General features: G+C 37.3%; 12 protein-coding genes. 2 read left to right on the top strand and 10 right to left on the bottom strand.

Annotation, left to right across the window (positions count from 1 at the left end; all coding sequences use genetic code 11):
- The 9 genes from acpS to LACWKB8_RS06985 all read right to left on the bottom strand — a co-directional run bounded on the left by acpS (nt 1) and on the right by LACWKB8_RS06985 (nt 7,944).
- Nucleotides 1–354 carry a holo-ACP synthase gene (gene acpS / locus LACWKB8_RS06945; protein ID WP_038523826.1) on the bottom strand — a complete coding sequence of 118 codons (354 nt, stop codon included), beginning with the start codon at nt 352–354 and terminating at the stop codon, nt 1–3.
- Between the two features lie 78 nt (nt 355–432).
- On the bottom strand, nt 433–1,917 hold the full coding sequence (locus LACWKB8_RS06950) for a DEAD/DEAH box helicase (protein ID WP_038523829.1): 1,485 nt from the start codon (nt 1,915–1,917) through the stop codon (nt 433–435).
- Between the two features lie 10 nt (nt 1,918–1,927).
- A complete protein-coding gene (murF, locus tag LACWKB8_RS06955; protein ID WP_038523832.1) occupies nt 1,928–3,295 on the bottom strand; it encodes a UDP-N-acetylmuramoyl-tripeptide--D-alanyl-D-alanine ligase in 1,368 nt (455 codons plus the stop codon).
- Between the two features lie 132 nt (nt 3,296–3,427).
- Nucleotides 3,428–3,676: a type B 50S ribosomal protein L31 gene (locus LACWKB8_RS06960; RefSeq protein WP_038523835.1), complete on the bottom strand. Its 249-nt coding sequence runs from the start codon at nt 3,674–3,676 to the stop codon at nt 3,428–3,430.
- A gap of 116 nt (nt 3,677–3,792) precedes the next feature.
- Entirely contained in the window at nt 3,793–4,638 is an 846-nt protein-coding gene (locus tag LACWKB8_RS06965; RefSeq protein WP_038523837.1) for a transporter substrate-binding domain-containing protein, read from the bottom strand.
- 10 nt (nt 4,639–4,648) lie between these two features.
- Nucleotides 4,649–5,389 (bottom strand): amino acid ABC transporter ATP-binding protein, encoded by a 741-nt coding sequence (locus tag LACWKB8_RS06970; RefSeq protein ID WP_038523840.1) that lies wholly within the window; start codon nt 5,387–5,389, stop codon nt 4,649–4,651.
- 6 nt (nt 5,390–5,395) lie between these two features.
- Entirely contained in the window at nt 5,396–6,073 is a 678-nt protein-coding gene (locus tag LACWKB8_RS06975) for an amino acid ABC transporter permease (protein ID WP_038523843.1), read from the bottom strand.
- Entirely contained in the window at nt 6,054–6,713 is a 660-nt protein-coding gene (locus LACWKB8_RS06980; RefSeq protein ID WP_038523845.1) for an amino acid ABC transporter permease, read from the bottom strand. Before LACWKB8_RS06980 ends, LACWKB8_RS06975 begins: the two co-directional genes overlap by 20 nt.
- Before the next feature lie 454 nt (nt 6,714–7,167).
- On the bottom strand, nt 7,168–7,944 hold the full coding sequence (locus LACWKB8_RS06985) for a MurR/RpiR family transcriptional regulator (protein ID WP_038523848.1): 777 nt from the start codon (nt 7,942–7,944) through the stop codon (nt 7,168–7,170).
- A 133-nt stretch (nt 7,945–8,077) separates the two neighbouring features.
- Here LACWKB8_RS06985 and LACWKB8_RS06990 point away from each other — a divergent pair, with 133 nt between their 5' ends.
- Both LACWKB8_RS06990 and LACWKB8_RS06995 read left to right on the top strand, forming a co-directional pair.
- Nucleotides 8,078–9,535 (top strand): glycoside hydrolase family 1 protein, encoded by a 1,458-nt coding sequence (locus tag LACWKB8_RS06990; RefSeq protein WP_038523851.1) that lies wholly within the window; start codon nt 8,078–8,080, stop codon nt 9,533–9,535.
- Nucleotides 9,528–10,949 (top strand): PTS transporter subunit EIIC, encoded by a 1,422-nt coding sequence (locus LACWKB8_RS06995; protein WP_038523854.1) that lies wholly within the window; start codon nt 9,528–9,530, stop codon nt 10,947–10,949. The genes LACWKB8_RS06990 and LACWKB8_RS06995 overlap by 8 nt, the downstream gene beginning before the upstream one ends.
- Before the next feature lie 157 nt (nt 10,950–11,106).
- Here the strand turns inward: LACWKB8_RS06995 and LACWKB8_RS07000 are convergent, their stop codons facing one another.
- Nucleotides 11,107–12,015: an L-lactate dehydrogenase gene (locus tag LACWKB8_RS07000; RefSeq protein WP_038523857.1), complete on the bottom strand. Its 909-nt coding sequence runs from the start codon at nt 12,013–12,015 to the stop codon at nt 11,107–11,109.
- Nucleotides 12,016–12,146 lie beyond the last annotated feature (131 nt).

Genomic DNA, 12,146 nt, shown 5'->3' on the forward strand with positions numbered 1-12,146 from the left:
TTACTTCTCCAACACAATTAATGTTACTATTTCATGACGATCGTGGCTGATACTTGGGAAAATTTTGCCGGTAAATTTGCTAGATGTTGTAACTGGGTGCCCCAATTCATCCCACAAGGTTTCAATATCCTGTAAGCCTACACCTTTACCAAAACCTATGCCTAAAGCTTTTACAAAAGATTCTTTAAGGGAAAAGCGACCACCTAAATATTCAATTTTCCGTTTTCCAGCTAGTTTCTCATACTGTGCAAATTCTTTTGGTGTTAAGGCCTTGCGGGCGAAGTTATCACCTTTGGCGACAATTTTTTTGACCCGTTCAACTTCAACAACATCTATACCGACTCCAACAATCATTTTATTTACCTCTTAGTATAGAAATTATAATATTAAAAAAGAGTTGTAAATTGTTGCAACCCTTTTTTAGTAAAATCGTTAATCTTTTTTGTTCTTAATCACAAAATTATGACCATTGCCGGATCTTCTTGAATGTCCGCCGCGATAACTTCCACGGCTGCGGCTGCCGCCACGATAACCGCCGCGACTATTCTTACCACGATTATAACGACCACGGCCTCTGCCACCACGACCATTGCCCTTATACGGCAAAGGTTTTTCTGAACTAATCTTAACTTCAACACTGGAAGAATCCTTAGACAAGTTTTTAAGAAAAGCAGAAACTAAATCAACCGCAGAATAATTTTCTAATAACTCGTCCGCATCATCAGTATATTTAGATAAGTCCTCTTTCATGATATCTTCAATCTTGGACTTTGCAACTTTAAGTTGACCGCGCAATGCCTGATCATCAGATGGTGGACGCAGCGGTGTCATTTTCTTCTTAGTTAGCTGTTCAATTGTTCTCATGTAGCCAATTTCATTTGGTGTAACAAAAGTGATTGAGCAACCATTTTGACCAGCACGTCCAGTACGACCGATCCGGTGAACATAAGAATCAGGATCTTGAGGAATATCATAGTTGTAAACATGGGTCACACCAGAAATATCCAATCCCCGGGCAGCCACATCTGTAGCAACTAAGATATCCAACTTGCCGGCACGAAATCTTTTTAATACAGTAATTCTACGAGCCTGTGACAAATCACCGTGAATACCGGCAGCATTATAGCCACGTGCTTGCAGTCCTCTTGTGACTTCATCAACTCTACGTTTAGTCCTGACAAAGACTACTGCCAAATCAGGACTTTCAACATCTATCAACCGGCACATTATGTCGAATTTTTCTGCATCCTTAGCACGGACGAAATATTGGTCTATTAAATCAGCAGTTAATTCCTTAGTTTTAATGCGCACAATTTCAGGATTGTTCATGAACTTTTCGCTGATGTTCAAAATTGGCTTAGGCATCGTGGCACTGAACAACAAGGTTTGCTTGCGGTTTTTAACGTAACTTAAAATACTTTCAATGTCCTGGATAAAACCCATGTCCAGCATTTCATCAGCTTCATCTAAAACAATGGTATTAACATTTTCTAAATTAATAGTCTTGCGTTTTAAGTGATCGAGCAAACGTCCCGGCGTACCAACTAAAATAGCCGGCACATGATTTTTCAAAGAGCGAATTTGGCGACCAATATCGGCACCGCCATATACAACCTGTACACGCGCATTTTCATCGCGACCCAGTCTAAAAAGTTCTTCCTGAGTTTGAATAGCAAGTTCCCTTGTTGGTTCAATAATTAATGCTTGGATTACCTTATTATGTTTATCCAAATTCTGCAAAATCGGCAATGCGAAAGCTGCAGTTTTACCGGTACCGGTTTGAGCTTGACCAATCACGTCCTTACCAGCTAAAGCCAAAGGAATTGTTTGTTCCTGGATTGGCGTGGCTTCCTCAAAGCCTGAACGCTTAATTGCTTTCAAAAGCTCATCTTTTAAACCTAATTCTGAAAATTTCACTAAATTCTCCTTACCTAAGCCGTTCAACTACTTTTTCAAGGTGCATTCCGTGCGAACCTTTTAAGACTACTATGTCGTTTGGCTTAATATCATTTTTTAAATCTGCAATCATATGTTGCATTTCGTCTTGGGTGTAATAATGCAAATTTTCGGGATCGTAACTGTCTTTTAATGCTTCAGCCAGATGTTTCATTTCTGTACCAAACAGGTAAACTTCATTAATTACCTGCGGGTCTAAACAATCTGCTAACCCAGCATGAAGAGCAGCTGATCTTGGCCCTAGTTCCAGCATATCGCCCAAAACGGCAATTCTACGGCTTCCAACAGGAACCTGAATCTGCCCAAAACTGGTTATTACAGCACGCACGGCGGTAGGATTAGAATTATAGACATCACTCATAATGTCCTCACCTACATCGCCTTTTTCCCATTCCATTCTGTTTGCGGTTGGAGTAAATTTTTCTAAAGCGCAAGCAATTTCTTCATCGCTTTCACCAAAATGACGTCCAACACAAATAGCAGACAGCGCATTAGAAACATTATGTTTACCAATCATTGGAATAGAAAATTTACGTTCAGAGTTATTAACTGTAAAAGTAGCATGGTGCTTATAACTGCGATAACCTGTTGCATAAACTGTATCATTTTTTGCAAAACCAAATGTAACTTTTGCTTGTTTTATTTTAGCAGCTCTTTCACGTAAAAGCGGTTCATCACCGTTATATATCAATTCGCCGTCTTCACGTAAAAAATCCGTAATTTCCATTTTAGCATCTGCAATTCCAGCACGTGAACCAAGAAATTCAATGTGAGCCTCGCCAATCATGGTAATAACAGTGACATCAGGGTGGGTCAATTCACTCAATTGGTGTAATTGCCCAGCATGATCCATACCCATTTCTAAAACCAGAATTTCTGTATTCGGTTTCATATCTAAGATAGTCATAGGTACGCCAATTTCATTGTTGAAGTTAGCATCAGTTTTATGAACATTGAACCTTTTAGCTAAAACTGCTGCTGTCATATCTTTAGTAGTTGTTTTACCATTTGAACCGGTAATGCCAACAACAGTAGGATTTACCTTATTTAAATAGTACTGTGCCAATTGCTGCATACTCTTGAGAGGATCTTCTACTTCTAAGACAGCGATATTATCAGGCTTGTTCGGATGACCTTTTTGCCATAATGTCGCACTAGCACCATTACTGATGGCACTATTAATAAAGTCATGACCATCCCGTTCACCTTTTAGCGGTACAAACAAGCCACCCGCAGCGATCTCTCTTGAATCAAAGGCAACAGAAGTAATAACAGTTTGCTCGTTACCCTCACACTTTGAATTAATTGCTTTGGCTATTTCTGCCAGTTGCATTTTCATCTTGTCTCTCCTAGCCAAAAAAGAATTTTTTTGCTAAAGAAGTAATTATACTCCTTAATAAAGTAGTATATCAATTAAGTTTTACATAAAAAAGCAGCCCCAATGGGGCTGCCTTCCACCAGATTGAAGATATTACTTGTTGTTCATGCCATATTTCTTGTTGAACTTTTCGATTCGACCGTCGGCTTGAGCAAACTTTTGCTTGCCAGTATAGAATGGGTGTGAATCTGAAGTAATTTCAACACGGATTAATGGGTAAGTCTTACCTTCGTAATCTACTGTCTCTTTTGATGTTAAAGTTGAACCAGCAACAAATTTTGCACCTGTAGCTGAATCCATAAAGACTACTTGTTGGTAATCTGGATGAATACCTTGTTTCATAATTTATTACTCCTTTGCCATGACTCCTATTGCAAGTCATAGATTAATCGATTAACGTTTAATACCTTATCATCTTTAAAGGTAAATTTCAAGACTTATTTATTATAGCAGCTGGATTAATTTAAAACAATATCGCTAGGTTTAACCTCTTTACCAAAATAAGGTTTTAATTCCTTATTATAATCAGCAATAAAGAACTTTTTCTTAGTTAATTTAGTAATTTCTTTATTAGTCCAGTTTAAAAGTGACTTATTGCCTTTTTTAACTGCGGGTGAGATAAATTGATTAGGCCCAATGTTTTTAATTCCAACCGTGTAATTAGGGTTCTTTTTTACCCAAGCATAGAGATAAGAATTGTCATCCGCTAAAGCAGCAGCGCGTTTGTTTTTAAAAGCATTAAATTGTTGCGTTTTGGAATCAAATTTCAGCAATTCTACGCCGCCTTTTTTGGTAAAGTAATTTTCTGCTGTTGTACCCTTGTTGACAATTAAGTTTTTACCCTTTAACTGACTAGCGCTAGTAATTAGGGAATTCTTCGGGGAAACTACCCCAACCGATACTTTCATGTATGGTTTAGCAAAATCAACTACTTGTTTACGCTCGGGTGTCACCGTGAAGTTGGCTAAAATTATATCGGCTTTATTTGAATTCAGGGTGTCAACGCGGTTGTTGGCATTAACTTGGGTAAATTTCACTTTAACGCCCATATCTTTAGCCATTTGACGTGCAAGGCGAACGTCGTAACCCACGCGATTGCCGTGATCATCAACCCAACCATAAGGTGGCAGATCGCCAAATACAGCAACTCGTAAAACGCCCCGTTTTTTAATTGCACTCACACTGCTTTCGTTGGCACTAGTATTGTTACTTGTTCCTGATTTGATACCAAAAAATGCTGCCACAGCTATGATTAAAACTACTAAAATTCCAATGATGATATTTCTATTTTTTTTGTTTTTCATTTTCTACTCCTTAAAAATCCATACTCGTAAGGAAATCACGGGCACGATCAGTTTGTGGGTGTGCAAAAAACTCTTTGCCAGAAGTATTTTCTAAGATCTTACCGTCTTCTAAAAATAACACTTGGTCCGCTATTTGCCGCGCAAAGTTCATTTCATGAGTGACGATAATCATCGTCATATGGTCTTTTTTAGCCAAGTCTGCCATGATCTGCAAAACGCCACGAACCATTTCCGGATCCAGTGAAGCTGTCACTTCATCAAAGAGCATGATTTCGGGATGAAGGGCTAGAGCGCGAACAATTGCAATACGCTGCTTTTGACCACCTGACAATTCTCGGGGGTAGGTATCGACGTATTTTTCTAGTTCCACCCGCTTTAGCAAGCTGATAGCTTCAGCCCTAACCTCTTTTTCAGAACGTTTCTGCACCTTGACTGGAGCGAGCATGATGTTCTCAATCACAGTTAAATTAGGAAAGAGGTCGTAACTCTGAAAGACCATGCCAATTTTTTGCCGCAAAGCTTGCCAAGTTTTACTAGAGCCATCTATTTTTTTACCCTTGAAGTAAATAGCACCACTGCTAAATGTTTCAAGTCCATTTAAACACCTGATTAGCGTACTTTTACCAGAACCGGATGGACCTAATAAAGTCAGCACCTCACCCTTGTACAATGTCAGGTTAACATCATGCAGAGCCTGCCAATCACCATAATACTTGTTCAAATTTTCAACTCGTAAAATTTCTTCTGTCATTTTTCCTTACCTCTTTTGCTTGGCAGCTAGGCGCTTAGCCCAAAGGGACAACGGATAATCAATTGCAAAGTACAAAATAAAAATCAAGCCGTAAATCCAAAAAACTGCACTCGGATACTGCTGGTTGTTGGCTTCAATAATCTGCTGACCAATTGCAATCACATCCATGATGCTGATCAGCATGAGTAGCGATGTGGTTTTAATTACCCGCGTAGCTAAATTTATGGTCGCTGGTAATTCTAATTGCATTGCTTGCGGCAGCAAGACATAACGAAATAATTGACTGGCGCTCAAGCCCAATGCTTGACCGGATTCTTTTTGCGTAATTGGTACTGACTCAATAGCTCCGCGCACAATATCACTGAATTCAGCTGACACCCATAATGAAAAGGCTAAGACTGCCATCCAACTAGCCGGCCAATTGATATGCAAGCTCCGCGGCAAAATGTAGTAAACCAGATACAGCAAGACAATAGTAGGAACAATACGGAAAAATTCCAGGTAAGCCCGTAAAATAAAGCGAATTGTTTTATTAGGCAGTGTTCTTAAAATGCCAAGCAAGGTTCCCAGTACTAAACCGATTAATAAACTGAGTGCAGCAATCCAGACCGAAGTCCACAGACCTTGCAGAATCCGCGCAAAATTATTACCAGCAAAGAAGACGTTAATTGCCGAATGTTCCATAACGCACTTTCCTTTCTACAAAATTCAATAGTAAGATTACTGGCACCAAAATAATGGCATAGGCAATGACCAACACGAGAAGATATTCATTTGAGCGATAATACATTCCGATCAAATCCAAAGCAGTGTTAGTCAGTTCAGGAATTGCAATGACTGAAAAAATCGATGTCTCTTTTATCAAAAAAATAATATTAGCCGCTAGAGCTGGCATACTCAAAGCAAAACCTTGTGGAAAAACAACGTAGCGTGCTAGTTGCAAATCATTCATCCCTAATGCTTTGCCATCATCAATTTGACTTGGACTAACCCCAGCAAAACCACCTGTAAAACCTTCAGCCATGTAGGCTCCGCCCAAGAACACCAGACCGATGATACCGCAAACTTGGGCCGACATTTTTAAGCCAATGACCGGAAAGGCATAATACAAGAAGAACAATTGAATCAAGAGCGGAGTATTGCGTGCAAGCTCCACGTAAACTGTCAAAACTCTACCCAGTATGGGCACTTTAAAATACTGCACCAAGCTGGTGATAATACCAACAAGGATTGAGCACACAATGCCTACACACGATAGCCAAAGGGTTAATTCAAAGGCTTTTAAAAAAATAGGCAAACTCTGTGTAATTATCTGCCAACTCATTTTTTACCTCCCACTTTTATGCAGACGGCCTGATCTCAGAAAAAGAGCATCAAGCACAGTCACAAAAATAAAAAATCTACGAACTATTTTTTTCGTAGATTAAATGTCATAATTGCTAGCACTATTGCGACAAGTGAACGACAAAGACCCAACTGGTTTGATCAGGAATAACCATTACTTTTCCTTATTAGTATTTGGTCTCGCCCTTTTTCATTTCACTTCCTTTTTGTTAGCAACTATCAATGTCTCTAATGCTATGCGTTTACTTACTTTTTGTCAATTATTTGAATTGCCTATTCCTTCACAATATTCAAGTTTGTACACAAAAAAAGCGTTAAGCATTTTTAAATAATCTTTAGTTACGCTTAACGCTTTAACAGCATGATTTTTAGCTCTTTTTCAAATGACGAAAAACCGCTTTTGTGCTTTGTCAGAATAAAATATTTGTTGCTATCTATAAACTGTCATTATTTAGCAAAACATCAACATAATTACACAAAATATCATTAAAAATGTAGAAAAAGGTGTGATTGCTAAACAAAAAAGAGTTGTCAGCACCGACGTTAGGCAGTACGAAAAGTGCATTTAATGGCACATCAATGTTTTCATTGGTTGTAACCATGTAGACATTAGCCTTTTTCTCTATTGCACCTCTCATAACAGCATTAGTAAAAATGCTGTGACCAGACACTGTATAAACTATAACTACATCATCATTATTAAATAAATATCCAAAATCATTAGCATAATAGATCGAATCCATTATTTGGGCATAAATTCCCAGTGTTTGCAAACTATATTTCAATTGTTGCGCTACCGGACTGGATTTACCAGTGCCAATAATTTTAAGTGGTTTGTGTTCAACAATACTGTTTGCTAACTGCTTAATATCGTTATCTTTTAGTTTTCCTTTCGTTTCAATTTCGCCGATTTTATCCTTATACGTAGTGATTATCTCATGAATAAAATTATTACTGGAAGTGGCCTTATTCCGCATTCTGCGGTTGATAAATTTGATATATTCATATTTAAATTCCGTGTAGCCGCTAAATCCCAGTGCCTTGCAAAACCTTGTAATGGTATTACGTGAGACATTAATGCTCGATGCTAATTTTGCAATGTTTTTTTCAAGAGCAAACCTGGGATGCTTGATTAATTTATCAGCTACCTTTCGTTCTTGTGGTGTCAATTTTTGGTAATTTAATTTGATCAGGGTGTCTAAGTCAAGCATATTTTTCTCCTAATTGATTTTTTGCACAAAATATTTTTATTTATTGTGCCGTTGCACATGGTTGAATTTAATGATAAAGTTTAGCCATGATGTTAGCGTTAACAAATATTTGAAAAGTTTAGAGGTTTTTACTATGGAAAGAACAAAGTTATTTCCTAAAAAATTTTTATGGGGCGGTGCCATTTCTGCTAATCAAGCTGAAGGAGCTTGGAATGAAGACGGAAAGGGTCCTTCAACCGCTGATATTATGCAATGTAATGCTACTGATCTGAATCATCTATCAGTTGAACAAATCAATGCGTTTTTAAAAGATCATAATGATCAAAATTATCCTAAAAGGACCGGGATTGATTTTTATCATAGCTATCAGAATGACATTGACTTACTCTCCCAGATGCACATTAATGCTTTTCGCACATCAATTGCTTGGACTAGATTATTTCCCACTGGAAGTGAGTCTAAACCTAATTATAAAGCTGTTACTTATTACCGTAACTTATTTAAAAATTTACGAGATCATAATATTGAACCTGTTGTTACATTATCACATTATGAAATGCCAATTAAACTAGTAGTTGAAAATAACGGTTGGACTAGTCGTGAAGTTATGACAAGTTTTATCCATTTTGCGACAACAGCAATTGATTTATTTCAGGACTTGGTAAAATATTGGATACCATTTAATGAAATTGATAGTGTACTAAGGCATCCTTTTGTTAGCGCAGGATTAACATCGAACTTGATTACCAAAAAGAATGAGTACCAAGCTATGCACAATCAGTATGTTGCTAGTGCAAAGATTGTAGAATATGGAAGAAAAATTGATCCCCAAGCACATTTTGGCTGTATGATTACAGGCTTGACTGCGTATCCTTATTCTTGTAAACCGCAAGATGACATGTTGGCGCAACAATTAAGACATTATACTTACTTGTCTGGTGACGTTCAAATAAAGGGACACTATCCTAAATCAACTTATAGGATGTTAACAGAAGATTTAAATTTAGATATCACTAATCAGGACTTAAAAGCAATTGCTACGGGCACCTGTGATTATTTAGCCTTTAGCTATTACATGTCGGTAACAGTTGGAACAGAAAATGATGTAGCCCAAGTAGAAGGTAACACAATTAAGGGTAAAAGCAATCCCTATCTGAAACGAAGCGATTGGGGTTGGCAAATAGATCCTCTGGGATTAAGAATTCTTTGCCAAGATTTATACAATCGTTTTCAAGTTCCCCTATTTATTGTTGAAAACGGTTTGGGAGCACGAGATGTTGTAAATGATGATAAAAAAATTAATGATGATTATCGGATTAGCTATCATCAACAACATCTTGTCCAACTAGAAAAAGTAATTAATGTAGATCACATTGAAGTAATGGGCTATTTAGTATGGGGGCTGATTGATATTGTCAGTTCTTCCACTGCAGAAATGGCTAAAAGATATGGTTTTATTTATGTCGATCGAGATAATAAAGGCAAAGGAACCCAACAACGCTGGCCCAAGAAAAGCTTTTATTGGTATCGTCGAGTAATTGATTCTCAAGGAAAAAATTTGTTTGAGAAAGAAGGAACTAATCATGAATAGCAAAGAAATTGCTCAAGCTTTATTGCCACTAGTTGGCGGGAAACAAAATATAGAAAAAACTTGGCATTGTGCAACTCGCTTACGAGTAATTCCCAAAAACCCAGAATTAATAAATATTGAAAAAATCAAATTAATTTCCGGAGTGATAGGTGTTGTTAAACAGGGAGACCAAATTCAAATAGTCATTGGAAATCGTGTTGATGATGTCTATAATGCTTTTCAAGAATTGATAGCAAATGAAAATGACACCAATTCCGAAACTCAAGAAGTACCGAGAACAAAAACTAAAGAACATACAAATATAATTTCTAAAGTTTTAAGTGCTATTGTAGGTTGCATTACTCCTTTAATACCAGTATTAGTTGCTGGTGGTATGGGAAAATGTTTGATTTTGATTGCTAAAATGGTACATCTCGTATCTGATAAAGATATGACTTATCAAATTCTACTGCTAATATTTGACTCTGCCTTTTATTTTTTGCCAATATTTGTCGCCTTAGCGGCAGCAAAACAATTTAAAGCCAATCCTTATCTAGCAGCACTAGTTGGCTGTGCATTATTAAATCCAACTTTTATCAAGTTAGTAGCAAGCGGTAAGCCTTTATCTATCTTCGGACTACCAGTAATGTCCATCAGTTATGGCAGCACCATTATTCCCGCAATTATGGCAATTTGGATAATGTCATATATCCAACATTTCTTGGATAAACACTTGTGGAAATCCATTAAACCGTTTATGTCACCATTATTAACCATTCTAATCATAGTTCCGCTAACATTAGTGGTTATAGGACCGGCAATGACAGCAGTGTCATTTGCTTTATCTAAAATTGTCTTTTTCCTAAGTGGCAAATTAGGACCTTTGTCATTGGCCCTATTAGCATTAGTATATCCTTGGATAGTTACAACTGGTATGCACTCAGCACTGGCAATTGCTGGTATCGAAGCAATTAATAAAAACGGTGTAGATCCATTAACTAGAGCTTTAACGCTTATGCATAATATTACCCAAGCATCTGCAACTTTGGCCATTGCGTTCAAGACCAAGAATCCAGAACTTAGAGGTACTGCAATTTCAGCAGGTTTAACAGCACTTTTTGCCGGTATCACTGAACCATGTTTATATGGTGTTACACTCCGTTTGCGTAAACCAATGTATGCGTGTATGATTGGCGGATTTTGTGGCGGGCTATATGCCGGCTTTAAGGGACTAAACGCCTATGTTTTTATGACACCGGGACTAATTACCCTACCAATGTGGATTAATCCAGCAAATCCTAATAACTTAAGTAATTTGTGGACCGCTATCATTGCCATGATTATTGCAGCGGCTGTGTCTTTTGTCATGACTTTAGTTTTAGGCTTTGAAGATATACCTAGTAAAAATAAGCAAGCTGCTCAGGGTTTAGCTTAATATATAACATTATTTTTAGAGCAGAATTTAATTAAAAAATTAGTAACGATTTGTCAATAAATTTATAATGCAGTTGCTAATTTAACCACAATAATACCCCCAATTTATAACAAATTGGGGGTATTAGTATACAAGCTTATTTTTAAATTTCAGATATTTAGGCTTGGGATTTTTCCTTAATTGCTTCAGCAGACTTTTGCAGCAATTCTTCTTCTTCGGCAGTTAATTGTAAATCAATTTTGTGAACAATTCCATCACGCCCAACAATGGCTGGATAAGACATATATGTACTATACTTATCTTGGAAACTTGAAACCGGCAATTCAGTGCGGGAATCTGTCAAAACGGCACGGACAATTCTTACAGCAGCGGCAGAAACACCATAATTAGTGTAATGCTTGCCCATAAAGACAGTTTGTCCACCAAACTTAATTTCATCTTCAAGGTCACTAGGTTTCCATGATTCCGTCTTAACTAATTCTGTTAACGGCTTTTCGAACACTTTAACTGTTGACCAAGCTGTAAATTGTGAATCACCATGCTCACCCAAGGCAAAACCACTTACTGAACGAGGGTCAACATTGAACTTTTTAGCAACAACTTTCTTCATTCTGGCAGTATCAAGTAGTGTACCTGTACCTAAAACATGTTCTTTAGGTAAACCTGTCAATTGTTGATAAAGACTTGTAATCGCATCTACTGGGTTGGAGATGACAATCAGAATGCCATTAAAGCCACTGCTTTTAATTGAATCAGTAATTGGCTCTAGTTGTTTCTTGTTGTATTCTAACTCTTGGAAACGATCGCCTTTTGTTTCCAAGGATATTTTGCCCAAAGTACTGATAACGATATCAGCATCCTTCAATGCGCTATAATCGTTAACAATAATATTAACGTGATTAGTCAAGTTAGCCATTGCATCTTCAAAGTCAATTGCATCTGCCTTAACTTTACCTTCGTTAACATCAATCATTACCAAATCGTCAACCAAACCTGAAATAATTAACTCGTGGGCAACGGTACAACCAACGTGTCCATCACCAATAATACCAATCTTAGTTGTCATAATTAAGAGCCTTTCTTATTAAAAATCAACTTGCCGGCATAGATGTCAGCATAATCTAAACTACATTTATATTATATAGAAATAGGGCTTTCAATAACAGAGGTATAAGCGCAAAATATTGTAAACTTAAT

This window comes from Lactobacillus sp. wkB8, assembly GCF_000761135.1.
GTDB lineage: Bacteria > Bacillota > Bacilli > Lactobacillales > Lactobacillaceae > Lactobacillus > Lactobacillus helsingborgensis.